General features: G+C 62.4%; 25 protein-coding genes and 1 pseudogene. 14 read left to right on the top strand and 12 right to left on the bottom strand.

The features are described 5' to 3' along the window. Positions 1–81 precede the first annotated feature (81 nt). From dapF to WJM78_RS20910, 4 genes are all read left to right on the top strand, one after another. Positions 82–912, top strand: a complete 831-nt coding sequence (gene dapF / locus WJM78_RS20925; protein ID WP_042038414.1) for a diaminopimelate epimerase — start codon at positions 82–84, stop codon at positions 910–912. Between the two features lie 81 nt (positions 913–993). Next, positions 994–1674 (top strand): DUF484 family protein, encoded by a 681-nt coding sequence (locus WJM78_RS20920; RefSeq protein ID WP_275929125.1) that lies wholly within the window; start codon positions 994–996, stop codon positions 1672–1674. Further along, positions 1667–2623: a tyrosine recombinase XerC gene (xerC, locus tag WJM78_RS20915; RefSeq protein WP_042038417.1), complete on the top strand. Its 957-nt coding sequence runs from the start codon at positions 1667–1669 to the stop codon at positions 2621–2623. Before WJM78_RS20920 ends, xerC begins: the two co-directional genes overlap by 8 nt. Before the next feature lie 34 nt (positions 2624–2657). Beyond that, positions 2658–3368 carry an HAD-IA family hydrolase gene (locus WJM78_RS20910; RefSeq protein WP_339011691.1) on the top strand — a complete coding sequence of 237 codons (711 nt, stop codon included), beginning with the start codon at positions 2658–2660 and terminating at the stop codon, positions 3366–3368. A gap of 29 nt (positions 3369–3397) precedes the next feature. Here the strand turns inward: WJM78_RS20910 and WJM78_RS20905 are convergent, their stop codons facing one another. Both WJM78_RS20905 and WJM78_RS20900 read right to left on the bottom strand, forming a co-directional pair. Next, on the bottom strand, positions 3398–3796 hold the full coding sequence (locus WJM78_RS20905; RefSeq protein WP_339011689.1) for an STY0301 family protein: 399 nt from the start codon (positions 3794–3796) through the stop codon (positions 3398–3400). A gap of 157 nt (positions 3797–3953) precedes the next feature. Continuing rightward, positions 3954–4217, bottom strand: a pseudogene (locus WJM78_RS20900) (mechanosensitive ion channel protein MscS); the annotation flags it as partial. 115 nt (positions 4218–4332) lie between these two features. Between WJM78_RS20900 and WJM78_RS20895 the strand changes: the two are divergent. Further along, the gene (locus WJM78_RS20895) at positions 4333–4746 is read left to right on the top strand and encodes a hypothetical protein (protein WP_042038421.1); all 414 of its coding nucleotides are present in this window, start codon (positions 4333–4335) and stop codon (positions 4744–4746) included. Here the strand turns inward: WJM78_RS20895 and WJM78_RS20890 are convergent, their stop codons facing one another. The 5 genes from WJM78_RS20890 to WJM78_RS20870 form a co-directional block, all read right to left on the bottom strand. Beyond that, positions 4747–5520 (bottom strand): gamma-glutamyl-gamma-aminobutyrate hydrolase family protein, encoded by a 774-nt coding sequence (locus WJM78_RS20890; protein ID WP_339011686.1) that lies wholly within the window; start codon positions 5518–5520, stop codon positions 4747–4749. A 365-nt stretch (positions 5521–5885) separates the two neighbouring features. Beyond that, on the bottom strand, positions 5886–6695 hold the full coding sequence (gene yidA, locus WJM78_RS20885) for a sugar-phosphatase (protein WP_339011683.1): 810 nt from the start codon (positions 6693–6695) through the stop codon (positions 5886–5888). A 156-nt stretch (positions 6696–6851) separates the two neighbouring features. Then, positions 6852–8522 carry a FapA family protein gene (locus tag WJM78_RS20880; protein WP_339011680.1) on the bottom strand — a complete coding sequence of 557 codons (1671 nt, stop codon included), beginning with the start codon at positions 8520–8522 and terminating at the stop codon, positions 6852–6854. Positions 8523–8844: 322 nt separating this feature from the next. Then, entirely contained in the window at positions 8845–9996 is a 1152-nt protein-coding gene (locus WJM78_RS20875) for a CinA family nicotinamide mononucleotide deamidase-related protein (RefSeq protein WP_339011677.1), read from the bottom strand. 58 nt (positions 9997–10054) lie between these two features. Next, entirely contained in the window at positions 10055–11293 is a 1239-nt protein-coding gene (locus WJM78_RS20870; protein WP_339011674.1) for an HD-GYP domain-containing protein, read from the bottom strand. Positions 11294–11438: 145 nt separating this feature from the next. On the opposite strand from WJM78_RS20870, the gene metA reads away from it, so the two are divergent. Further along, positions 11439–12383, top strand: a complete 945-nt coding sequence (gene metA / locus WJM78_RS20865) for a homoserine O-acetyltransferase MetA (protein ID WP_339011671.1) — start codon at positions 11439–11441, stop codon at positions 12381–12383. Between the two features lie 18 nt (positions 12384–12401). On the opposite strand, the gene WJM78_RS20860 is transcribed toward metA, so the two are convergent. Then, positions 12402–12920: a cyclin-dependent kinase inhibitor 3 family protein gene (locus WJM78_RS20860; protein WP_042038431.1), complete on the bottom strand. Its 519-nt coding sequence runs from the start codon at positions 12918–12920 to the stop codon at positions 12402–12404. A 157-nt stretch (positions 12921–13077) separates the two neighbouring features. On the opposite strand from WJM78_RS20860, the gene WJM78_RS20855 reads away from it, so the two are divergent. Then, positions 13078–13548, top strand: a complete 471-nt coding sequence (locus WJM78_RS20855) for an Lrp/AsnC family transcriptional regulator (RefSeq protein WP_042038432.1) — start codon at positions 13078–13080, stop codon at positions 13546–13548. 275 nt (positions 13549–13823) lie between these two features. After that, positions 13824–14081: a DUF2442 domain-containing protein gene (locus tag WJM78_RS20850; RefSeq protein WP_108535832.1), complete on the top strand. Its 258-nt coding sequence runs from the start codon at positions 13824–13826 to the stop codon at positions 14079–14081. Here WJM78_RS20850 and WJM78_RS20845 read toward each other — a convergent pair. After that, positions 14074–14328 carry a hypothetical protein gene (locus WJM78_RS20845; RefSeq protein WP_212512537.1) on the bottom strand — a complete coding sequence of 85 codons (255 nt, stop codon included), beginning with the start codon at positions 14326–14328 and terminating at the stop codon, positions 14074–14076. The genes WJM78_RS20850 and WJM78_RS20845 overlap by 8 nt on opposite strands. Between WJM78_RS20845 and WJM78_RS20840 the strand changes: the two genes are divergently transcribed. Together WJM78_RS20840 and WJM78_RS20835 are read left to right on the top strand one after the other, a co-directional pair. Further along, positions 14327–16294 carry a TonB-dependent copper receptor gene (locus WJM78_RS20840; protein WP_339011661.1) on the top strand — a complete coding sequence of 656 codons (1968 nt, stop codon included), beginning with the start codon at positions 14327–14329 and terminating at the stop codon, positions 16292–16294. The genes WJM78_RS20845 and WJM78_RS20840 overlap by 2 nt on opposite strands. A 121-nt stretch (positions 16295–16415) precedes the next feature. Beyond that, complete coding sequence (locus tag WJM78_RS20835) at positions 16416–18023, top strand: alpha-amylase family protein (protein ID WP_339011658.1); 1608 nt, start codon at positions 16416–16418, stop codon at positions 18021–18023. 60 nt (positions 18024–18083) lie between these two features. Here WJM78_RS20835 and WJM78_RS20830 read toward each other — a convergent pair whose 3' ends face one another. After that, positions 18084–18620 carry an MgtC/SapB family protein gene (locus WJM78_RS20830; RefSeq protein ID WP_042039163.1) on the bottom strand — a complete coding sequence of 179 codons (537 nt, stop codon included), beginning with the start codon at positions 18618–18620 and terminating at the stop codon, positions 18084–18086. Positions 18621–18644: 24 nt separating this feature from the next. After that, positions 18645–20090: a RimK family protein gene (locus WJM78_RS20825; RefSeq protein WP_339011654.1), complete on the bottom strand. Its 1446-nt coding sequence runs from the start codon at positions 20088–20090 to the stop codon at positions 18645–18647. A gap of 186 nt (positions 20091–20276) precedes the next feature. Here WJM78_RS20825 and WJM78_RS20820 point away from each other — a divergent pair, with 186 nt between their 5' ends. The 3 genes from WJM78_RS20820 to WJM78_RS20810 are packed head-to-tail and all read left to right on the top strand — an operon-like array spanning position 20277 to position 21866. Then, positions 20277–20807: a GNAT family N-acetyltransferase gene (locus tag WJM78_RS20820; protein ID WP_042039161.1), complete on the top strand. Its 531-nt coding sequence runs from the start codon at positions 20277–20279 to the stop codon at positions 20805–20807. 25 nt (positions 20808–20832) lie between these two features. Next, positions 20833–21078 (top strand): DUF3624 family protein, encoded by a 246-nt coding sequence (locus WJM78_RS20815; protein WP_339011650.1) that lies wholly within the window; start codon positions 20833–20835, stop codon positions 21076–21078. Positions 21079–21119: 41 nt separating this feature from the next. Beyond that, positions 21120–21866, top strand: a complete 747-nt coding sequence (locus tag WJM78_RS20810; RefSeq protein WP_287145702.1) for an SDR family oxidoreductase — start codon at positions 21120–21122, stop codon at positions 21864–21866. A 61-nt stretch (positions 21867–21927) separates the two neighbouring features. Here WJM78_RS20810 and WJM78_RS20805 read toward each other — a convergent pair whose 3' ends face one another. Further along, entirely contained in the window at positions 21928–22059 is a 132-nt protein-coding gene (locus WJM78_RS20805) for a hypothetical protein (protein WP_275931132.1), read from the bottom strand. A gap of 328 nt (positions 22060–22387) precedes the next feature. Here WJM78_RS20805 and WJM78_RS20800 point away from each other — a divergent pair, with 328 nt between their 5' ends. Beyond that, positions 22388–22840, top strand: a complete 453-nt coding sequence (locus tag WJM78_RS20800; protein ID WP_339011643.1) for a hypothetical protein — start codon at positions 22388–22390, stop codon at positions 22838–22840. The last annotated feature ends 253 nt before the right edge of the window (positions 22841–23093 follow it).

Raw genomic sequence — 23093 nt, 5'->3', positions numbered from 1 at the left:
AAAACGCACGATTGAGCGTGATAAGTTGACCGATCGCTGGTGCAGTGAGCATTTACTGCCTAAAGGGTACAGGAACGCACGATGTTGATAGATTTTTCCAAGATGCACGGGCTGGGCAATGACTTCATGGTGGTGGATGGCGTCACCCAGAAGGTGTTTTTCAGCAATGACGTCATCAAGAAATTGGCGGATCGCCACTTCGGGATCGGCTTCGACCAGCTGCTGCTGGTGGAGCCGCCCTATGATCCTGAACTCGACTTTCACTACCGTATCTTCAATGCCGATGGCAGCGAGGTGGAGCAGTGCGGCAATGGTGCCCGTTGTTTCGCCCGCTTCGTGCGTCTCAAGGGGCTGATCAACCGGGATCGCATCGCGGTCAGCACGGCCCGCGGTCGCATTACCCTGCAGCTGGAAGGGGAGAATCAGGTCACGGTCAACATGGGTGTCCCCCAGTTTGAACCGGGCAAGATCCCGTTCCGGGCCCAGAAGGCGGAAAAAACCTATCTGTTGCGGGCGCAAGAGCATACTGTGATGTGTGGTGTTGTCTCCATGGGCAACCCTCACTGCGTCATCGAAGTGCCTTCGGTGGCCGACGCGCCGGTAGAGACACTGGGTGCCATCATGGAGCGGCACGAGCGTTTCCCTGAGCGGGTCAACGTCGGCTTCATGGAGATGGTCAACGCCACCGAGATCAAGCTGCGGGTGTTCGAGCGCGGAGTGGGCGAGACGCTTGCCTGTGGTACCGGCGCCTGTGCGGCGGCGGTGATCGGCATAAGTCAGGGCAAGCTCAAGGAGCGGGTCACCGTCAGTTTGCCGGGTGGCAAGCTGACCATCGCCTGGAAGGGGCCGGGTCAGCCGGTCTATATGACGGGCCCAGCCGAGCATGTATTCGACGGCCAGATCGAGTTGTAGGCATGGGGCGGGGATGGCTCCGCTCTGCCAAGCGCTAATGTCGGGGCCTTGTGCCCCTTTTTCAGATGGACCAACCAAGTTATGAGCGAACTCAAACGGCAGGAATCACTGGTGGAGGAAGCCACAGTGCTGGAGTACCTGGCCCGTTATCCCGAGTTTTTCCAGCGCCACGCGGCCATGCTGGATCGGATCCGCATTCCCCACGAGCGCAAAGGCTCGGTCTCGCTGGTTGAACGCCAGATGGACCGACAGCGCGAGCGCATCGAGCAACTGGAGCAGGAGATCACCGAGCTGATGGGGATCGCCAGCGAGAACGAACGGATCTTCCGGGTGTACGCCGACCTCTACGGCGAGCTCTACGGCTGCCAGACCCTGTTCGAGGTGAGTGCCGTGATGGGCAAGGCGTTTGTGCAGCGACTGCGACTGACTGGCCTGCGGCTCTGGCTCAGCCCGAAAAAATTCCAGTTGAGCGGCCCCGAGCAGCGCTTCATGGCGGAGGGCAAGCAGCTCGATCAGCTGCTGGGTCAACGGCTGCCGGGGCAGGATTACTTCTTCGGTCGCCTCAACCAGAGCGAGAAGCAGGCGCTGTTTGGCCACGATGTGCTGGTCAACTCCGTCGCCCTGATGCGGCTCGGCGATCTCGGCGTGCTGGCCTTTGCCAGCTCGGATCCCAGCCACTTCAGCCCCCACAATGACACCCTGTTGCTGGGTCAGCTGGGCCGCTTGTTGCAACTGCGCCTGCCCGAGCTGGTTCGTGGCTAAGGTACCATCTCCCGCCGCAGAGCCGCTGCCGGCCAGCCTGGCCGATGAGTTGGCTGCCTTCATCGAATACCTGAGGGTCGAGCGTCAGCTCAGCCCGCATACTCGCAGCAACTACCGATCTCACCTGGATCTCATGGCCGCCGAGCTGGTCAGGCTTGGCCTGAACGACTGGGCCCGGCTAGAGGCGAGTCAGGTGCGCAATCTGGTGACCCGGATGCACAAGGCCGGACTGGTGCCCAGCTCCCTCGCCACCAAGCTCTCCGCCTTGCGCAGTTTCTGTGATTGGCAGGTGCGCCAGGGACGGCTCACCGCCAACCCGGCCCGTGGCATAGTGACTCCCAAGCAGGGGCGACCGTTGCCGAAAAACCTCGATGTGGACGAGATGTACCAGTTGCTCAACATCACCGACGAGCAGGATCCGCTGGCGGTACGGGATCGGGCCATCATGGAGCTTATGTACTCTTCCGGCCTGCGCCTCGCGGAGCTGGTGGGGCTCAATCTGACGGACATCAAGCTCGATGATCGTCAGCTCAAGGTGACCGGTAAGGGCGCGCGGGAGCGGGTGCTGCCCATGGGGCGGATGGCGGTGGAGTGGTTGCACAAGTGGCTCAAGGTGCGCCCCCTGCTGGCAGGGGACGAGGCCGAGGCCTTGTTTGTCTCGCAGCGCAAGCGGCGACTGTCGGCCCGCTCGGTGCAGGAGCGGCTCGATGGCTGGGGCAACAAGCAGGCGCTCAATGCTCATATTCACCCTCACAAGCTGCGCCACAGCTTCGCCACCCACATGCTGGAGTCGTCCGGCGATCTGCGGGCCGTGCAGGAGCTGCTGGGGCACGCGGATCTCTCCACCACCCAGATCTATACCCATCTCGACTTTCAGCATTTGGCCAAGGTGTACGACAACGCCCATCCCAGAGCAAAGCGGGATCCTGCTACGCCGGAAGATGAATAACGGGGTCTGGTTACCCCGCCGTGAAGGAGCATGAATGCATTTTTATCGCCGCTGGCAGCCGGTGGCCGCCATCTCGTTCGACCTCGATGACACCCTCTACGACAACGGCCCCGCCATTGAACGGGCCGAGCAGTGGATGCTGGCCCATTTGCGCAGCGAATATCTGGCGACCGCCATGCTGGACAAGCCGCGCTGGCTGGCACTCAAGCGCGCCATGCTGCTTGCCCATCCCGAGTTGCGCCAGGATGTCAGTCTGGCGCGTCAGCGCACCATTCATGAGGCCATGGTGCAGGGTGGCATGGCGGCCGCCACCGCCAGCCGGGAGGCCGGGCAGGTATTCGCCGCCTTTCTCGCCGAGCGATCCAAGATAGCGGTGAGCACCGCGACCCACGACTTGCTGGCGCGATTGGCCGGGCGCTATCCGCTGGTGGCGATCACCAACGGCAACCTGGACCTGGTGCAAGCGGGGCTGGGGGATTACTTCACCCTGGTCTGCAAAGCGGGCACGGGCACCAGAATGAAACCGGCATCGGACATGTTTGTGCAGGCGCAGAGGGTCCTCATGCTTGCACCCGGCCAGATCCTGCATGTGGGGGATCACCCGGAGACGGATGTGCTGGGTGCCCGCTTGCACGGTTTTCGGGCTGCCTGGCTCAACGATCGCCAGCAGCCCGGGCTGGGGTTGCAACTGCTGCCTGATGTGGAGCTCAATGCACTCGGCGAGCTGGCCGAGTTGCTGCTCTGACGGCGGTGGTTGATCGCTATTCACGGCCGTTATTTGCGGCAGATCAGCCCGCGCAGATCGTAAGGGTCGCCCTGATTGACCCGGCAGTAGCTGATGCCGAGGGGCAGCGCCTGCTGCAGGGTGAGGGCGGTATCCTGATAGTGGCAGACCAGATAGAGGGGGCGCAGGTTGTTGCCGAGCAGGCTCCAGTAGTGGAGCTCGTCGTTGTCACCATTGTCCGGTTTGAGCTGAACCTGTTCACCCGGTTCACCATCAAACAGCGCCAGGTTTGCCAGCCGGTGGCTCAGTACCTGACTCGGTTTTTCTTCCTGATCCCGGCTAAGCCCCTGCCAGCCCTCTGGTGTGGTCAACAGTTGCTGGCGGGTCTCGATTCCGGGTGGGCAGTCAAATTGCAGGGTGGCACTCAGGGCCAGTGCGGTCAGCAGCATGGAGTCGCTCTCTTGTCTAAAGTTCAGGCCTCATGCTACGTCATCGGCCGCCAAACAGCGCCTTCAGTTTATCCAGCAGATCCCGCGGCGGTGCTACCTGCCTCAGGGATTCCGCCTCCCGTGCCAGCAGGGCTCGCTGCTCCTGCTGTCTGGCACTCAGCACCAGGCCGGCCAGCAGGCTGGAGATCTCCACCAGCCAGTGGTGGGGCAGGGGCAGGCGAAACCAGCCGCCCTCGAACTGGATCAGCAGGATAGTGCCAATGCTCAGCATGACAAAGCTGAGCTCGGAGACCAGTTCCCTCCGCCGGCCAGGGGAGCGCCAAACATGGGTCACGAGTAAAAGCAGGGTCAGCAGGGTCCAGAACGGGTGCTCACCAATCCACAGCAGGGTAGGTAGCGCAATGAGGTGATCACTCAACATAACAGCCCCTTATCATTGGTTATTTCCAGCATAGTTGCTTTCAAACCGGTAAATGGGTGCGGGGTGAGGGCAATTTATTTATGCTTGGCGCCCATGTGACAAGGGAGTGGCGAGTGTGCGCAAGTTGAACAAGATGGTCTGGATCGCGGGAGCCTGGTTGCTGGTGGGCTGCGATCAGCTGGCCGACAAGTATCGGGTCGAGTTTCGCGATGGCTCCTGGCGCGAGATCGCCATTACCCCCTTCTCCGACGAGGCCCGCTGGCGCGAGGGCTGTGCCACCGGTGAGGTGCTGACCGACATGACGCTGCCGCTCAAGCGGGGCAAGACGATCAATGGCCGCGAGCAGCTGCTCATAGGGGGCGAGCTGTTCGAGCTGGATGACAATGCTCTCTATCGCAGCAACGGCATGGTGTTCGGCCACACGCCGGATCACATCCAGCGTGGGCTCAAGGGAATGGAGATATGCCGCACCCTGCGCCCCGAGCGGGGTGGGTTGCCCAAGCTCAAGGCGCGAGGGTTTGGTGACTAGTCAGCTATTGCTGGCGTGGGCCCGGCAGGCCTCGCCGAAGGCCTCGAAAATCTTGATGGAGTGGCGATTCTCACGCGCCTTCCACTCCGGGTGCCACTGCACCGCCAGCAGGAAGGAGGCGAGGGTGGGGGCATGGAGCGCCTCGATCAACCCATCCTCGGCGTGGGCCAGCGGCTCAAGCCCCTTGGCCAGCGTCTTGATCCCCTGCCCATGCAGTGAATTGACCGGGATCGACGGCTGCCCCATCAGTGCGGCAAACCAGCTGCCGGGTACCAGTTTGACCTGATGACTCTCTCCGTACTGCTCGTCGACCGGATCGTCCGAATCCTCTCTGTGATCGTCATAACCCGGCTCCTTGTAGACCTGCTGATGAATGTCGCCGCCAAGGGCCACGTTGATCTCTTGCATGCCGCGGCAGATCCCCAGGACCGGCAGGCCGCGATCGAGGGCCGCGCGCACCAGCGGGATGTCGAACAGATCCCTGTCTCTGTCCTGCTGTTTCTCCGGGGTCAGGTTCTCCTGGCCGTAGAGGGCGGGATCTATGTTGGAACCGGCGCCACTCAGATAGACGCCATTCGCCAGATCCAGATACTGCGCCAGATCCTCGGTGCCACAGCAGGTCGGCACCAGCAGCGGCACGCAGCCGCTGATATCCACCAGCGGCAATATGTATTTGTGGGTCATCACCTGATAGGGATGACCATTGCGAGGCTGGGCGCCCATGGTCATGAGTACGACGGGTTTACGCGGGGTGGGGGGGTTGCGAGCTGTCATGATTCACCTTGCTATCCTTTGCGGTCCTGCGCCTTGGGAAGGCCCTTGCTGCCGCTGAAAGGGCAAGGGCATGCCTCAAGGCATGGTCATGGGATCAGGGTCATGCCGCAGTACCAGAATCGTCGGTCAGCCTGGGCAATGACAGCCTGGATCCTGATCCCAGTCTGCCAAGGCCGTTCAATATGTCAAACGAAATGATGCTGAAATGTTAACTGATGTAAGTGAAGAACTGCCTTGAGTCCCTTTTTAAGGGGGCTGTGGGGCATGTTGGCGAGATGAGGGAGATGGCTGTGGTGGATATATTAAACATTCGGCCGGGGTAGCCGGATAGCAAAAGGGGCCCGGGTGGAGGCCCCTTGTGTGGGTCAGGCGTTCAGCACGAACCGTTCAATTAGCTGGGCGACCCCATCTTCATCGTTGCGCGCCGTGGTGTGCTGGGCCAGCGCCTTGATCTCGTCGGTGGCGTTGCCCATGGCCACTCCCAGCCCGGCGTATTCGATCATGTGGTGATCGTTGCCCGCATCCCCCACGGCTATCACCTGGGTGGCGTCCAGCCCCAGATGCTCGGCCAGGGCGGCGACGCCTGTGCCCTTGTTGCTCTGCTTGTGCATGAACTCGAGGAAGTAGGGGGCACTGCGTACCACTGTGTAGCGCTCATGCAGCTCGGCGGGCAGGCGTTCGATGGCGCGGGAGAGCTGGGGCGGCTCGTCGATCATCATCACCTTCATGATCTGCTCGTCGGCGGGCAGGGTGGCGAAATCGATCAGATTGATGGGCATGCCGATGAGGCGGGATTCGTGCTCGGTATAGGTGCTGACCCTGGGGCTGATGAGGCCCCGGGTGACAGAGAAGCCGTGTACGTTAACCTCCAGCTCGTTTGCCAGCTTGGCGATGGCACTGGCGTCGCTGCCGGTCAGCAGCTGGCTGCGGATGATGCGCTGATCGGCCACCTGTTGCACCAGGGCGCCATTGTAGCAGATGACGTAGTCGTCCTGGCCCGTGAGGCCAAGCTCGACCAGGTAACGGCTCATCCCTTCCAGCGGGCGACCTGAGGCCAGCACCACAGTCACGCCCCTGGCGCGGGCGGCCTGGATGGCGGCGTGGGTGCGGGGTGAAATTTGGCCCTGGGAGTCCAACAGGGTGCCATCCATATCCAATGCGATCAGCTTGTACATCTCTCACTACCTGAAGTCTGGCTGGCCCGCCCTATGGGGCCAATGGAAGGCCGAGTGTAGCGAAATTCGCAGCCAGGATCACGGGTTGGCGGCGAGAGGCTGGGCCAGCAGGGGGAATGTTGCCAGGGGGAAGGCGAGCCGCAGGGCCAGCTGCTGTCACTTGTGGGGTTCGTAGGGGGTCAGCTGCAACTGATCTTCGCGGATGGCGAAGTGGATGGGGCCGTGTTCTATGTCGACTCTGTAGTGGTGGTGGGCCATCTCCACCTCGACCCCGGGGAAGGCGCGTTGGGTGGCTATGATGTCCATCTCAGCCATCAGTTTCTGCAGCTCTTCCTGCGCGGCCTCCAGCTGTTCATCCAGCAGCTTGCTCTCGTCGATATGGCGGGTGCGGATCAATTTGATCTTCTGCAGGGTCTGGGGGTTGCGCTTGTCCCCTGGCAGCTGTAACAGCTTGAGCAGCAGATCCTGCAGCTTGTCCAGTAGCTCCCGGCACTCCTGCTTGCGCTGGCGCAGGGCCTGTTCCTGCTCCTTGTGGGTGAAGTAGCCGCCGAGGATCTGCAACCGGGTCTGGTTGTAGGCCGAGGCGCCCAGGATGGGGGCCATGATGAGGCGATTGGCAATGCTGATGCCCCCCAGCAGGTGGCCCTTGCGCATGCCGCTGTCGCCCACCTTGATGTCTTGCCCGCTGCGGCTGTAAGAGTGGCTTAGCTGGTTCTGGATCTGGATGTCGCCCCCGGCCTCCAGCTTGGCGTACTGGGCATAGCTGGCGTGGATCTCGCCCTGGGCATTGAGGTGGCAGAGGTATTCGTCACTCTGCTTGCTCTTGCGGCCTATGATGCCGTTGCGCACCGTGATGGTGCCGCTCGATTCTATGTAGCCCCCCTCGACGAAGCCGCCGATCACCACGTCGCCACTGGTCTTTATCTTCATGCCGGGGGTGACATCCCCCGCCACTATCAGGGCACCTTCGAAGATGACGTGGCCGTGGCGGATGTCGACCTGCTTGACGCTCAGCACGTCATCCACCTTCATGCCATTCTTCTCCTGGCGGGGCAGGCCTGGGCGGCTGGCCAGCAGCAGATCAGCATCATCCGGCGAGATGAAGGTGCCCTCACCGGCCACCATGGGGCTGTCCTTGCCATGCTTGGCGGGCAGCTCCTGGTTGGTGACGGTAAAGCCGGGCACGCCCTGGGTGGCGGGGTGACGGCGCATCAGCTGGGCGCCGGCCTTGACGGTGATCAGGGTGCCGAGGTCGCGCATGTCGACCCGGCCATGATCCAGCTCCCGGGGCTTGAGGATCCGCTCGGCCGGCGTCTCCACCAGCCGCTCGAATCGGGTGTCCTGGCCGTTGACGGCGGCCTTGCCCAGCGCCACCGGCAGCTTGAGCAGGGTGCCCGGTGTCGCCTCCTTGGCGGCCAGAATGGCGGCGGCGATGAGAGGCGCCTGTACCCCCCGGCTGATCTCGCTGGCCTGCACCGCCTGCTCCAGATCTTCAGTGGTGAGATACTTGCCACCCCAGTCGGCGGTGATCTGGGCGATGGCACTCATCCGGTCTTTCTCCACCACCAGGGTGACACGGGCATCGTGGCGCTGGGCGACGGGGACCGGATTGTCGGGCAGGGGGGTGTCCGGGTTGCTTAACAGGGTGTTGAGCAAGCTGATGGCCTGCTTGATCCCTTCCGTCAGCGGCTGGTAGCGGCGACAGTTGGAAGCCAGCAACAGCGTCTGGATATCGCTCTCCGAAACGGGGGTGGTCAGCCCGGGTATGATGCGCAGGCAGGCGTACTCCATATCGGCTGATAACAGTAACCACTCTTTGCTTAACACCCGGTTTCCTTCTCTCGTTTTTACCCATATCGAGATAGCCTTTGATTTCTATTTAATCGACTTTTTGTTAAAAATGCGAGTCATCAATATGGCGCTGGTCTGCAGTATTCGGGCATTTCTCCTTTTTGGTCAACGAGCTAGGCACAAATGGGTGAGCCTGGACGAGGAAATCAAGGATGACAGCGGGTATGCTGACGGCACGAGAAGCCCGCAGGTCGGCAAGAGACGTGTCGGCCCTGAACCCGGGGGCGGTGTGTACCGGAAGAGTCTGGCTTGAGGCGTTGGCCGGTATCCGATCTTTGTGGGTACCGGCGCTGGATGCCTAGCGGCCGCGCTGCGCCGTTCTGGCCAAGGTGAGGTAGTCGCCGAGCACTGGCAAGCCTTGCAGGTGGCGGCTCAGCATGTCGAGGGCGGCGAAGGCGAGGATCTTGCGCCGGCTCTCGGGATCCGGGTGGCTGGCCTTCAGCGTCTGGCCGATCTGTTGCCCGTCGGCGCAGAGCAGCAGCGGCACGCCCTCCGTCCCCTCCCATCCTATGGTCAGGCTCAGCCCCTCACGTTTTGCCTCCAACTGCGCCAGCTCGCTGGCGACGTTGCCGCGAAAGCTGGCCTCAAGCCGGGGATACTCGTGGCAGAGGGCGAGCAGCGCACCCCGGCTTTCCCCCTCCAGCAGGGTCAGCGGCCTCTCCCCCAGCAGGGCCAGGATCTGCCGCGCAGGCTCTTCATCTCCCCGTCCCACCAGCCAGGGCTGGATCGCCGCGAGCAGTCGCGCCTCGGCGTCATCCATGTCGGCGGCGCTGGCGCCGTGGCCGATGAGTTTCAGCTCAATCAGCGGCATGGAGGAGCGGTAGCCCAGCTCTATGCCGGTTGGCCAGGGGGCTGCATCCAGCATGTCGGAGAGAGCCGATTCCGAGATAGCAAAGCTGTAGAAGCGGCGTAGTTCGGTATCGGTCTGCGCGCCAGCCAGCTGCTTGAGGCGTGGCAGGATCTGCTCGCGCACCATCTGCTTGAACTCGAACGGCACGCCCGGGGTGAAGAAGAGCTGGCTCTGACCACTGTGCACGACAAAGCCGCAGGCGGTGCCGACCGGGTTGTCGAGGATCTCGCACTCCTGTGGCAACCAGGCCTGCTTGGCGTTGCTTTGCGCCATGGGGCGGCCCCGACTGGCGTAGCGTGCCGCTATGGTGGCCAGCCACTCAGGGTACAGCGTTAGCGGTTGCCCGAAAGCTTCGGCGGCGGCCTGCGCGGTGAGATCATCGGCAGTGGGCCCCAGCCCGCCGCACACCAGCACCACGTCGGCGCGGCTGGCGCTCTCCTGCAGCACGGTTTTCAGATCGGTGAGGTTGTCTCCCACAGTGACACGGCGGCGCACCTGCCAGCCTTGCTCCAGCAGCAGGGCGCTGAGCCAGGCGGCATTGGTATCCACCACCAGACCCGTCACTATCTCGTCTCCGGTGCTGATGATCTCGATACGCATGGGGGCTCCTTGAACTGGGGAAGTAAACAGGGACGGCCATGCACCATGGCCGGGACAATCAGGGCTTGGTGTGTTCGAAGTAGTAGCTGATCCGGGTACGCGGATTGAGGTATTCGAACACCGCCGGCGGCAGTCGTTTGGGGTGGATCACCTTGGCGATCGACAGCTCGGCCTGTTGCAGATCTATGATGGCCGCCTCCTGGCGCGGGATACGGGGATCATACACCAGCACGGAGGGGTAGAGCAGGCGAGAGGCATTCACCGACATCACCAGCCCCACCTGACCATTGGAGAGCTGCACCACGCTGCCGGGCGGGTATATGCCCATCAGCCGGATCAGCATGCTGAGGTATTCCGGGTTGAACTGGGCCTTGCGCTGCTTGTAGAGGCCGCTCAGGGCCGAGTAGGGCACCTTGGCCTGCATGTGGCAGAGGTTGTCGTACTCGTTGATCAGCGACACCATCTGGGTGAGCGGATCGAGCTGCCCCTTTTTGAGCCCCTCAGGCCCGCTGCCATCGAGATATTCGTGGTGATGGAGCACGATGCCTTTGGCCTCGGCGGGGAAATCTTTGACCAGATTGAGCAGGTCGATGCCATAGCGCGGGTGCTGGGCTATCAGGTTCTGCTCCGGCTTGGTCAGCGGCTCCGTCTTGCGCAGGATTTGGCTCGGGATCTTCAGCTTGCCTATGTCGTGGAACAGGGCGCCCATGCCGACCTGGCGGATCTGGTCAGCCGACATGTTGCACTCCTTGGCCAGCAACATGCTGAGCACGCTGACGTTGAGGGAGTGGAAGTAGAGGTTGTTGCCATCCTCGCTGTCGGAGACCAGGTGCAGCACCATCTCATCCACCGACAGCAGCTGTTCCGTCATGGCGTTGATCAGCTCCTGTGCCTCGCCGATGGCGTTGAGGGGGCGGGACTGGAGCTTGCTCATGACGCTGCGCACCTGCGCCAGGGATTGCTGGAACTGCTTCTCGCACTGCTGCAGATCGCGGCGATACTGCTGTAACTGCTCGATGCGGCGTGTCTTCTCCAGCTGCATCTCGGCCTGGCGCTGGGAGGTGTCGGGCGCCTCCACCGGTTGGCTCTGGATCTGGTCCAGCGGTTTGGGCGGGACGTCGCTCTTGTCGGGGATGATGGTGACGAGTTTGAGACCGAGCCGGCGGATCAGCTCGATCTCCTCTTCATTCTTGAGCTTGAAGCTGGAAAACAGGAAAGGGTGTTCGCGCCAACCCAGTGGCAGAGAGACGAAATTGCCGACTTGCAGTCGGTCTACGGAAATCTTGATACCTGTCATTGTCTTGGCTGCGAGAGACACATGTGAGCCGTATGCTAGTCAAAGGCGGAGGTGAATACAAAAGGTATCTGATGACAGGGTAAGCGCTTTATTATAGGCTTCTAGATGTCCAGACATATTTACCGATGCAGTACAGGGAGTAAGCATGCCGATCAAGATCCCGGATCAGTTACCCGCCGCCGAAGTGCTGGGGCAGGAGAACATCTTCGTGATGACGGAATCCCGGGCCGTCACCCAGAACATACGCCCGTTGCGGGTGTTGATCCTCAACCTGATGCCCAAGAAGATTGAAACCGAGATCCAGCTGATGCGGATGCTCTCCAACTCGCCGTTGCAGGTGGACGTGGATCTGCTGCGTATCGACGATCGGGAGTCGAAGAACACGCCCCAGGCGCACCTCGAGAACTTCTATCACGACTTCGAACGGGTACGGGGCAACAACTACGACGGCATGATCATCACGGGAGCGCCACTCGGGCTGGTGGAGTTCGAGGAGGTGGTCTACTGGCCGCGCATCGTCGAGATCATAGAGTGGTCCCATCAGCATGTGACCTCGACCCTGTTCCTCTGCTGGGCGGTACAGGCGGCGCTGAAAGCCTTGTATGGCATGGAAAAACAGACCCACGGTGAGAAGCTCTCCGGCGTCTACCGCCATCACAGGCTCGATGAGCACGAGCCGCTGCTGCGCGGCTTCGATGACGAATTCGTGGCGCCCCACTCCCGCTATGCCGCGTTCGACGGGGATCTTATCCGCGCCCACACCGACCTGCAGATCTTTGCCGAGTCCGAAGAGGCGGGGGTCTATCTGGCGGCGACCAAGGATTGTCGCCAGGTGTTCGTTACCGGTCACCCTGAATACGATGCCCTGACCCTGGATGGGGAGTACCAGCGGGATCTGGCGGCCGGGCTCGAGCCCGTCATCCCGGTCAACTATTATCCGGCTAACGATCCCGGCCAGACCCCGCGCGCCAGCTGGCGCAGCCACGGCCACCTGCTGTTCTCCAACTGGCTCAACTACTACGTCTATCAGCTCACCAGCTATCGGGTGGAAGACATAGGCAAGGTGTTTACCTACCAGCAGCCCAAGTAAGGATCCGCGTGGTGGGGCTCAGTCGGCCTGCTCCCGTCGTGCGGTCAGGGCGTCGAGCCACTGGCGATGCACCGCCAGGGTGAAGGCCTTGGGCCTGTGGGCCCGGATGGCGGCCATGGCCTCCTGCTGTGGCTGGCCGAGGGAGACAAGCAATGCGGCGGCGATCAGGCCGGTGCGGCCGCTGCCCCCCTTGCAGTGGATGACCAGATTTTTGCCTTCGAACAGCAGTCCGGTCAGTTGCGGCAGGGCCTGTTGCCAGGCCTGTTCGAAGGTGGCATCGGGGGCCTGATCGTCTTCGATAGGCAGGTGGAACCAGCGCATGCCGCTCGCCTCGACCAGCGGGCCAAGCTGGCTCAGTGCGAGTCGGGCCAGTTCGGCCTCTGTCATCAGGGTCAGGACGCCATGGGCACCCGCCAGCCTGAGCTGATCCAGCGTCAGTGGCAGCGCCACCTGCTGGGTGCCGGGGCAGGGGGTCAGCAGTAGCTGGCCATCGACGCGGGGCACTTCCTGGCTCCAGAAAGGGTGAGACGGGAGCATAAAGGTCCTTATGAGGCCAGCAAGGGCGGGGCGAGCCGGCATGGCCGGTTTCTGAGTGCGCCAAAGCATAGGGGGCGCGGCCACGATGTCAATCTGCGTTGTGTTCGGCCCGGTTTACGGGCAGAGTCTAAAAAATTGATCGGTGCAAGGAGTTAAGATGAGAAACCTGGATCAACTGGATTTGGATATCCTGGCCCATCTGTTTCGCGATGCGGGCATGACCAACAAGGATCTGGCCGCGCTGGTCGGCGTGGCGCCGTCCACCTGCCTGGAGCGGGTGCGCAAGCTGCAACAGGATGGGGTGCTCAAGGGGGCGCATTGCGAAGTGGATCATCAGGCGCTCGGTGGCCATATCCAGGCCATGGTCTCCCTGCAGCTGGCCCGACACAGCCGCCAGATCATCGATGCCTTCCGCGACGCCATACTGGCGCTGCCCGAGGTGATCAGCCTGTTTCACATGGGAGGCAAGGATGATTTTCTGGTGCATCTGTGTGTCTCCGACACCGAGCATCTGCGCAACTTCGTGTTCGATCACTTCACCTCCCGGGAGGAAGTGGTGCACCTCGAGACCTCGCTGGTGTTCGAACACAGGTTCAGCCGCTCGCTGCCCTGTTTTCTCAACACCTGATCCCGTGTTGCACCCCACATAAAACCCGCCAATTGGCGGGTTTTATGTGATTGCGGTGGCGGGTTCAGTGCCGCGCAGTCTGGTTGAGTCCTTTCTGGTAAGCCAGGCTGCCCCATAGCGCCAGCCCGAGCGCGGCACGATTCATGATTTTCATGTGAGGGCGTGCAGGGCTCCAAGACAGCATAAACGGCTGGAGAAACTGTGATCCCTTTTGCAAAGCAACGTAGGAAGCTTATTTATAATGGCGCCGGATTTTATCAATCGGAGCCGAAGGGATGCCGGTCTTTATCGATGTGGAATATTTGCAGGGATGGCGCCTGTTTGTGGTGCTCTCCGACGGCACCACGGGGGCGTTGGATCTGACCCCTTGGCGCGCGCAGCCCCTGTTTGCTGCGCTGGATTCGGAGCAGCGTTGTGCCCGGGTCTTCATCAATCGTCACCACCAGCTGGAGTGGCCTGCCGGCTGCACCCTGTCGGCCCATGATGTTTATCACCTGATCAGACCCATCAATGAGTGGGAGGCCTTCAGCTAAGCCCCTGTTTTTGTGAGCCATCCCCAGATTCCTTCAACTGGAATGTTTGTGTGTTTGCCTTCTCTACCCAATTTGGGTAAAACCTGCGCAACATTTTGCCAACCCCTCTCTTAGCTTTGCCCGTCAAGGCTTGCCGCTTCCCGCCGCAGGCCTTTTTTACGGCCGGATGGCAAACCTTTCCCCAGCTGAAAGGTTTGCCGGGAGAGATGAAAAACACAAAATAAACAAAAAAATAAGGAAGAAACATGGCTTGTCATATGCGCACCCCACTTGCCTTGCTGGTGGGCGGTCTCGCCTGTCACGGCGCCGCCGGTCAGGAGCGGGTCCAGCAGCTGGAGCCCATGGTGGTGGTCGCCAGCCGCCCCGCCAGCACCCTGGAAGTGACTCTGGATCCCAAGGCCCCGGGCTCTCCCATGCCTGCCGCCGACGGCGCCGGTTATCTGAAGAATGTCACCGGCATGAGCATGGTGCGCAAGGGGGGGCTGGGGGGCGATCCTGTGTTGCGGGGGATGGGGATGTCCCGCCTCAATGTGCAGATGGATGGTGGCATGCTGGCCGGTGGCTGCGGCGGCCGCATGGATCCGCCCACCGCCTATGTGTTTCCCCAATCCTTCGACCGGATCCGGGTGCTGAAGGGGCCGCAATCCCTCGAGCAGGGCGCGACCCTGGCGGGCACTGTGCTGTTCGAACGCGACCGGCCCGAGTTCACGGCCCCCGGCGTCAAGGCAGAGGCCTCGGCGCTCTATGGCAGCTTCGGGCGTGACGACCAGATGCTGGATGCCACTGTCGGTTCCCCCGAGGGTTATCTGCGTGGTCAGTTCACCCACTCAGACAGCGATGACTATCGAGATGGTCATGGCGACAGGGTGCGCTCTTTCTATCGCCGGGAGAATGGCACCGCCCAGCTTGGCTGGACACCGGGGGAGCACAGCTGGCTCGAACTCACCGCCGAGCGCAGCAATGCCCGCGCCGCCTATGCGGATCGCACCATGGACGGCCCCATGTTCGATAGGGAGTCCTTCGGCCTCAAGCTCAGGCAGGATCAGATCAGCAGCCATTGGCAGCGCAGCGAGCTGACCCTGTGGGACAACGACATAGACCACATCATGGACAACTTCAGTCTGCGGCAAAGCAGCGGTATGAAGATGCTCTCCAACCCGGATCGGCGTAACACCGGGGGCCGCTGGGCTAACGACATCGCCCTGCCGGCCAACTGGCTGCTGACCGCCGGGCTGGATGCCAACCGGGATCAGCACAGGGCCCGCAGCGGGGTCGATTACGCCAGCCAGCCGCGCCAGCGTACCCTGCGTTTCGAGCAACAGGGGGGCTTCACCGAGCTGGGCCGCCAGCAGGGATCGCACAGTTACAAGGGGGGGTATCGGCAGGACAGGGTCGAGACCACCCGCTATGGCGCAGGGGATCAGACCCTCTACAGCGATACCCTGACTCTGGGCAGCGGCTTTGGTCGCTACGAATATCAGTGGTCGCCAGCCTGGTCCGGCTATCTGGCCTGGGGTCAGGCCAAGCGGGCGCCGGACTACTGGGAGCGCAGCAAGGACAGCGTCCCTTTCACCCTCAACCCCGAATGCAGCCGCCAGTGGGATGCGGGGCTGGCCCTGCGCAGCAGCGAGCTGGACTTGACCCTCTCCCTGTTCAGCGCCGACATCAAGGATTACCTGCTCTATAACAACCAGTCGAACAAGGTGCGCAACATAGATGCCCAGACCCGTGGCGGTGAGCTGGAAGGGCGCTGGCAGTTTGCCGAGCAGTGGCGCCTCGATGGCGGCCTGGCGGTGGTCTACGGCGAAAACCACAGCGACCACCAGCCGCTGGCACAGATGCCGCCGCTCGATGGCAAGCTGGCGCTTGGCTGGCAACCGGCCGAGGCGTGGAACGTCACCCTGCTTGGCCGCGCTGTCGCCGCGCAGGGCAGGGTGGATGTGGGCGCTGGCACGGTCGCGGGTCAGGATCAGGGGGAAACCCCCGGCTTCTTCACCCTGAACCTGAGCGGTGCCTGGCAGTTTGCAGAGCGGTGGCAGCTGTCGGCCGGGGTGGACAACTTGTTCGACACCTTTTATTACGAGCACCTATCCAAGTCGGTGCACGCCAGTCAGGCGGGGCTGGGCTATGAACAGGTCGGTCGCATTCCGGAGCCGGGTCGCGCCGTCTGGCTCTCCCTCAACTACCGTTTCGCCTCCGCTGGCGTGCTCTAGGCGAGTGAGCGTCGGCTGAGGCAGGTAACGTTTTCAGTCACGGACCGGTACTGGCGGGGCCGTTATCATGGCCCCGAAGTGGCGCCTTCTGCGCCGATATCACCCCAGCGGGAACATAACAATGAAACAAGGAACGTTGCGCTATGGCGGCCTGCTCGGGGCCGCCCTGTTACTGACGGCGTGCGGCAGTGGATCCCGCAGCGAGCCCCAGCCCCCCGTGGTCAATCCGCCGCTTGCCACCGCCAGCCGCGCCTGCCACGGCCATGATCAGCCCGCCTGCAACCTGCGCACCTATCAGGTGATGGTGGAATCCTTCGTCGATGGCGATAACGCCGCCAACTACGGCGTCGGCTACGGCCCCTCCCGGCACAACGGCGATCTGCAGGGGATCATCGACAGCCTGGATCACATCAAGAGTCTCAACGTCAATGCCATCTGGCTCACGCCGGTCTTCGACTCCTGCGCCGGTCAGGGCGGCGACAACAAGCTCGATGCCACCGGCTACTTCGCCTGTGACTTCTTCACCGTGGATCCCCGCTTTGGCAGCAATGCCCAGCTCAAACAGCTGGTGGATGCGGCGCACCAGCGCGGCCTCTATCTCTTCCTCGACGGGGTGTTCGGCCACGTCAACAAGGTGGGGGTGAGCAAGCCGTCGCCAGAGGGGCGCCTGCCTGCCCTCAAGAGTGGCGGTGTCGGTTATCCCGGTCAGTTGGTGGATTACAGCCAGCCCCAGAGCCTGGCCTACTTCAAGGAGGTGGCCCGTTACTGGGTCGAGCAGTATGGCATCGACGGTTGGCGCCTCGATCAGGCCTATCAGCTGGGGCTGGACGAGTGGCGCGCCATTCGCAGCGAAGTGGAGCAGGCCAGCGCAGCGCGCAAGGCCGCCGGTCAGCAGTGGGGCACCCTCGGCTACATGGTGGGCGAGGTATGGAAGGGGGCCGACGAGATCCGTGCCCAGGCTTACGGCCCGAGCGACAATCCGGCGCTCGCCTCGGCGTTCGATTTCCCGCTGCGCTACGGCCTGGTACAGGCACTGGCGGTGGAGGAGTCCGGCAAGGGGGGGCAGGGCGCCAGCGTGCTCGATGCCAGCTGGAACAAGGTGGAGAGTTACCCCAGTCACGCCATGCCCAACCTGATGCTGGGCAACCACGATCTGGTACGTTTCGGCGATCTGCTGGAGCGCGGCCACCTCAACCCAGCCGAGTACTGGTTGCGTCACAAGGCGGCTTTCAGCTTCCTGGCGGCTCGCTCTGGCCCCATCACCTTCTATTACGGCGAGGAGTTTGGTGACGAGGTGCCGGGCTTTACCAAGCAGGTAAGCGGTGATTGCGCGGCGCAGGGGCTCTGTGACGATCACGTGGCCCGCAGCGATGGCAAGGTGCCCGGCGTTACCGGCTTCGTGCCCAGTGCCGAACAGGCTGAGCTGAAAGAGTGGCTCGCCAGGCTGCTGGCCCTGCGTGCCAAGCATCCCGCCCTCTATCAGGGGGAGCGGGTCAAGCTGGTGGTCGATGGCAGCGTCTATGGCGACATCAAGCAGACGGCGGGCGAGCAGATCGTCTACCTGCTCAATGTCTCCAGCACGCCCCAGAGCTATGCCCTGCCGGTCGGCAAATTACGCAGTGGCAGCACCCTGCTGGATCTGCAAAGTGGCGAGAGCCTGACCATAGGTGGCAGCAGTGTGACGGTGGACTTGCCGCCGCTGAGCGGCCGCTTCCTGCTGCTGCAATAAGATGGCTGACAGCAAAAGGGCTCCTGCGGGAGCCCTTTTCATTGGCAAATAGAGGCGGGATCACTTCTCAATGCCGCTGCCCAGCTCCTTTTGAGGGGCGTTGGTGGCCGGGGGGTGACCATTGCCGTGGCGCCAGTTCTCCAGCCGGTTGTGCACGCCGCGGCGCAGGCTCTTGAAGCTGGTTTCGAGATAATCCACTCCCACCAGGATGGCCAGGGTGACACCGGTGAGCAGCACGGCCTGATGCAGCATCTGCATGCCGATGAGGGCGCCGAGGGCCGCCAGCATCCAGACGGTGGCGGCCGAGGTCACCCCCAGCACCTGACCATCCCGGGTCATCATGACGCCGGCGCCGAGAAAGCCGATGCCTGTGATGAGCTGACCCAGTACCCGCGCCTGATCGGCGCTTTCCGGGCTGACGGCGGCACCGATGGCGAGAAAGCAGTAAGTGCCGAGAATGATGAGCGAAGAAGTGCGGATCCCGACCGGCTTGCCGCGCAGTTGCCGCTCCACCCCCACGAGAGTGCCACACACCAGGCAGGCCAGGATGTTCTCCCAGCCAAGGGGCGCTATGTCCCACCAATCAGTTGTCATCATAATCACCTCTGCTGTCGATGCTTGTTATCCTGCCGCGCTCTGCCCCCGGTTTTCCAGCCGTTGCCGGAAGGCCCTGGCCAGGCGCTCGTAGAGGTCCTTTGCCTCCCTGTCCTCAATATCGCCACGTATCCAGGGATTGTCGATGATTTCCAGCAGCACGCAGTCGCGATCCTGCTGGCGCAGATCCACCCCGAACAGGCCATTGCCGAGCTGGTGCACGGCGCGGCGGGCGGTCTGCAGCACCCGCTCCGGCACCTCGGTGAGTGGCAGTGCTTCGATCCGGCTCATGTCGAGGGGGTGCTTGCGGCGGCGAATACGGTTGCCCGGCTCGGGCCGGTAGCGGCGACAGGCGAACAGCGGCGAGCCGTCGAGAAAGCCGATACGCCAATCAAATTCGGCGGGGATCCGGCTCTGCACCAGCAGCAGGGCGGAGCGGCCCAGCCCTTCATCCAGCAGGCGGGCGAGTTGCTGCTCGTCGCTGGCCATGGCGAGATCCCGCCCCTGGGCACCGTCGGGTACTTTGACCATCAGTGGCAAGCCGAGCCGCTGCACCAGCTCATCCACGTGGTGGCGGCCACGACGGGTCACCACCATGGTGGGCGGCATGGGCACGCCGCTGCGCACCATCAGCTCGTAGAGGTAGAGCTTGTTGCTACAGGCGAGGATGGCGCGGGAGCTGTCGATCACCGGCATCTTGAGCTGTTCGGCGCGGCGGGCAAATTCGAAGGTGTAGTGACCGACCGCGGTTTCGGCACGTAACCAGAGGGCATCGTACTCCGGCAGCCGCTCGATGGCGGACGGCGCCAGCCTCTCGGCCTGGATCCCCTGGGCTGCGGCGGCTTGAATGAAGCGATCCAGTGCCAGGGTGTCACTGCTGGCGCGGCCATCATCGGGATCCACCAGGATGGCGAGCTGGTAGAGCGGGGCCGCGTGCTCCTCATCGCCGCCAGCACCAACCAGTGCCTGGGCGTGGTGCAGCATCAGCGCCTTCTCGCTCTGGCTCAACTCCAGCGGCGACAGACTCTGCTGCTGGCGCACCGACCAGCCGTGGCGGCCGCGTTTCAGGGTCAGCTCCTGCAGCGGCAGCTGGCTCAGGCCGTAATAGTAGCGGGCCAGCCCCGCCAGCTCGATCTGTTCGCTCTGGCCGAAGATGGCGCGTACCCGAATGCGATCATCGCTCTGCTGGGCCAGCCAGCCCTGTACCTTGCGCCACAGCTTGGCCGGCGGTTGCTGGGGTTGCAGCACGCTGATGGCCTGCAATCCCGGCAGGCAGTGGTGGCTACGGGCCTGTGCCAGCAGGGAGCAGTAGTAGCCCGCGCTCAGGTGCTCCAGATTGCGGCAGAGGTTAATGATGCGAGGGCGGCCGCCGGTAGTCGGCACGCCGTGTTGCAGATAGGTGCGGGCGGTCAGCAGATAATTGGCATGGCAAGGCCAGTCGCCCAGCTCTTCGACGATGACGTAGGTACTCATATTTTCGGCTCCACAGATCAGACTGCCTTGAATGGCAGGATCCCCAGTGGGCTTCGATGCACCGACAAGCACGACAATGGCGCGAGGGGAAACAAGAGGTTACAGTGCCTAATATTCTGCTTTGGTAACTTGTGATACAAGTCGCATTTTTGGTGCTGAAGATAAATAACCGAACAAGGACTCCCCGTGTTGACCGTACGAGCGGCCCGAACCGATGATTTGGGCGCCATCGTTAAGCTGGAACGCTACTGTTTTCCCCCTGAAGTCGCCTTTGGCCGCAGCCGCTGGCACTATCTGCTGACCCACGCCAAGGGCCGCACCCTGCTGGTGTTAGATGAGAAGGATCAGCTGATGGGTTATCTCAGTCTGCTGGAGCACAGGGGCTGGGATCGACTGGTGATCCAGACCCTTGCCATCCGCTGGACCATTCGTCGCCAGGGCTGGGCCCGTCGCCTGCTGGAGCAGGTGATCAGGGAGGGGCGCGAGGCTGGCTGGGGGGCGATCCGCCTCGAGGTCGGCGATGCCAACGAAGAGGCGCAGGCCCTCTACCAGAGGTTGGGATTCAGACCCCAGCAAAGGTTGCCGGACTATTATGGCCGCGACCAGCATGCCCACCGGCTGGTGCTGCCGCTGGTGAGCGACGAGGTGCGCACCCTCAGGCGCCAGCGTCGCAGTGCCATGCATACACAGCCCGGCGTCGCCAAGTCCACGCCTTGAGCGGCAATGAATCCGGAGGATTGGCATGAGCTGTGATGACTGTCTGGCCACCGCCATCAAGGCTAAGCTGGGGCGCTGCCCGGTATGCGCCGGCCAGACCCTGATCATCGGGCTGATCGGCTGGCTGGTCTGGTGGTGGTGCGGCGCTGACACTTCTGTCAATGCCCTCACCGGCCTGCTGTTTGCGCTGGGGGGAGGGGGCCTGCTCCTGCTCCATCTGGCGATGTTTATCTGGCGAAAAGTGACGGGTCGCGAGCTGGATGATGAGTAAATTCTTTTTTTTCAACAAGATAAATGACAATGGAGGTTCAGATGATTGCAATGGTAACGGGCGCCTCGTCCGGTTTTGGTGAGGCCATCAGTCGTCAGCTGGTGAGCGCGGGCTATCGGGTGATAGGCACCGGCCGCCGCGCCGAGCGGCTGGCTGCGCTGGCTGACGAGTTGGGCGAGCAGTTCCTGCCGCTGGTGTTCGACGTGCAGGACAAGGTGGCCACCCGCGCTGCCATCGCGGGTCTGTCTGCCGCCTGGAGCGAAGTGGATCTGCTGGTCAACAACGCCGGTCTGGCGCTGGGGCTGGAGCCTGCCCACAAGGCGGAGATCGAAGACTGGGAGCAGATGATCGCCACCAACATCAGCGGTCTGACCCTGCTTACCCGCCTGCTGCTGCCAGGCATGGTGGCGCGCAATCGTGGTCACGTCGTCAACATCGGCTCCATCGCTGGTACCTACCCCTATCCGGGCGGCAACGTCTACGGCGCCACCAAGGCGTTCGTGAAGCAGTTCAGCCTGAACCTGCGCGCCGATTTGGCGGGCACGGCCATCCGCGTTACCAATGTGGAACCGGGTCTGTGTGGCGGCACCGAGTTTTCCAACGTGCGCTTTCACGGTGATGATGCCAAGGCGGCCACCGTCTATCAGGGGGTGCAGGCCATTCAGCCGGAAGACATCGCCAATACGGTGCTCTGGGTCAGCCAGCAGCCCGCCCACGTCAACATCAACAGCATAGAGATCATGCCGGTGGCCCAGACCTTCGGCCCGCTCCATATCAGCCGCCGCTGAGTTGATCGTTTGACGAAATGAGAAGAGGCACCCGGGGTGCCTCTTTGTTTTGGTGAGCCGATTACAGGCTCATGATCTGCTTGAACTCCTCCTCCGGATACTTCTTCTCGCGGCGTTTGGTGAGGTCGGTCATTCGCCCGTTGCCGAGTTTCCAGCGCTTGCCCCCGTTCTGCCGGGCGGGTCGAAAGGCCAAGTATTTTTTCCCGTGCTTGACGCCAACATTGTATGTCTCTGGGGTTGTTCTGCGATGTTCGCGCTAATGCTTGTCTTGCTCTGATGGTGGCGGTCGAGTGTAGATAAATATGCCGCAGCCTCATGGCGAGGCGGCGCAGGAGTCATGATTCTGACGCCATGCGGCGGTGAGCAATGGGTGTGGCGCCAGCCTGCACGCAGGATCTCGGCTCATCTGGCAAGTTGGCCTGTAACTTGCTGGTTTGATTGACAATGGTGGGGCTTGGCGCCCCATGTCACCGGATCGGCCAACGCGCCATGCCGGATATGCCTACCGAATTGGAGCCCCCATGGATATCAAACCCTACAGCCAGCAGCTTGCCCAGAGTGCGTCCAATTCCCGCGCCCTTGCCACCCTTAGCAGTGCCGACGGTGGTCAGGGGGACGGCTGGGAGGAGCTGGTCAACCTCTCCTCCCAGCGACTGACCAGCAAGGCTCAGCAGACTCTCACCTATGAGCACCTGGCCAAGAACAGCAAACTGCCGCCAGCGCTGGACCTCAGTTCAGACAAGGGGGGCATGATGCAGCAACTGGTGGACAAGGCGCTGGGGTTTGATCGCAAAAAATTCAACGAGATAGAAGGAAAGCTCAAGGAGATCGCTGACAACAAGCAGCTGTCTGCCGAAGAGCGCGAGCAGCAGAGCAAGGCCTTGAACGAGCAGAAGGAGACCATGCTGCAAGATGCCATGGATCGCCTCACCGGCAAGAAGAGTGCACCAAAGGAAGAGACCAAGCGCGCCTGAGTGATGGCCGGTCGACTCGCACGGCAATTCGTTGTCGTCAGGGGCAAGCACTTGCCCCTGTCTGGGCGCCATGGCCGGGTTGAATATCCGCACTGAATGGGCTGACCTGCGCCACAAAAGAGGCAGCAAAAAAGAGGGTGGATGCCGCTCTCTGTTTGATCGGACTGAGCCTGCTAGCGCGGCTTAGGTAGCGTCGGCAGGGGGGATTGGGAGTTGCTACTTTCCTCCGGCGCTATTTTTCTCAGGCACTATT

The sequence above is a fragment of the Aeromonas popoffii genome, from assembly GCF_037818705.1.
GTDB lineage: Bacteria > Pseudomonadota > Gammaproteobacteria > Enterobacterales > Aeromonadaceae > Aeromonas > Aeromonas popoffii.
Note: the sequence above shows the minus strand (reverse complement) of the source record. Positions and strands in the feature narration are given on the sequence as shown.

Bases quoted from the DNA above. Each gene is read 5' to 3' on its own strand.
- dapF (WP_042038414.1), top strand. From the start codon at position 82: ATGTTGATAGATTTTTCCAAGATGCACGGGCTGGGCAATGACTTCATG.
- WJM78_RS20920 (WP_275929125.1), top strand. From the start codon at position 994: ATGAGCGAACTCAAACGGCAGGAATCACTGGTGGAGGAAGCCACAGTG.
- WJM78_RS20910 (WP_339011691.1), top strand. From the start codon at position 2,658: ATGCATTTTTATCGCCGCTGGCAGCCGGTGGCCGCCATCTCGTTCGAC.
- WJM78_RS20905 (WP_339011689.1), bottom strand. From the start codon at position 3,796: ATGCTGCTGACCGCACTGGCCCTGAGTGCCACCCTGCAATTTGACTGC.
- WJM78_RS20890 (WP_339011686.1), bottom strand. From the start codon at position 5,520: ATGACAGCTCGCAACCCCCCCACCCCGCGTAAACCCGTCGTACTCATG.
- yidA (WP_339011683.1), bottom strand. From the start codon at position 6,695: ATGTACAAGCTGATCGCATTGGATATGGATGGCACCCTGTTGGACTCC.
- WJM78_RS20875 (WP_339011677.1), bottom strand. From the start codon at position 9,996: ATGCGTATCGAGATCATCAGCACCGGAGACGAGATAGTGACGGGTCTG.
- WJM78_RS20870 (WP_339011674.1), bottom strand. From the start codon at position 11,293: ATGACAGGTATCAAGATTTCCGTAGACCGACTGCAAGTCGGCAATTTC.
- metA (WP_339011671.1), top strand. From the start codon at position 11,439: ATGCCGATCAAGATCCCGGATCAGTTACCCGCCGCCGAAGTGCTGGGG.
- WJM78_RS20860 (WP_042038431.1), bottom strand. From the start codon at position 12,920: ATGCTCCCGTCTCACCCTTTCTGGAGCCAGGAAGTGCCCCGCGTCGAT.
- WJM78_RS20855 (WP_042038432.1), top strand. From the start codon at position 13,078: ATGAGAAACCTGGATCAACTGGATTTGGATATCCTGGCCCATCTGTTT.
- WJM78_RS20850 (WP_108535832.1), top strand. From the start codon at position 13,824: ATGCCGGTCTTTATCGATGTGGAATATTTGCAGGGATGGCGCCTGTTT.
- WJM78_RS20840 (WP_339011661.1), top strand. From the start codon at position 14,327: ATGGCTTGTCATATGCGCACCCCACTTGCCTTGCTGGTGGGCGGTCTC.
- WJM78_RS20845 (WP_212512537.1), bottom strand. From the start codon at position 14,328: ATGTTTCTTCCTTATTTTTTTGTTTATTTTGTGTTTTTCATCTCTCCC.
- WJM78_RS20835 (WP_339011658.1), top strand. From the start codon at position 16,416: ATGAAACAAGGAACGTTGCGCTATGGCGGCCTGCTCGGGGCCGCCCTG.
- WJM78_RS20830 (WP_042039163.1), bottom strand. From the start codon at position 18,620: ATGATGACAACTGATTGGTGGGACATAGCGCCCCTTGGCTGGGAGAAC.
- WJM78_RS20825 (WP_339011654.1), bottom strand. From the start codon at position 20,090: ATGAGTACCTACGTCATCGTCGAAGAGCTGGGCGACTGGCCTTGCCAT.
- WJM78_RS20815 (WP_339011650.1), top strand. From the start codon at position 20,833: ATGAGCTGTGATGACTGTCTGGCCACCGCCATCAAGGCTAAGCTGGGG.
- WJM78_RS20810 (WP_287145702.1), top strand. From the start codon at position 21,120: ATGATTGCAATGGTAACGGGCGCCTCGTCCGGTTTTGGTGAGGCCATC.
- WJM78_RS20800 (WP_339011643.1), top strand. From the start codon at position 22,388: ATGGATATCAAACCCTACAGCCAGCAGCTTGCCCAGAGTGCGTCCAAT.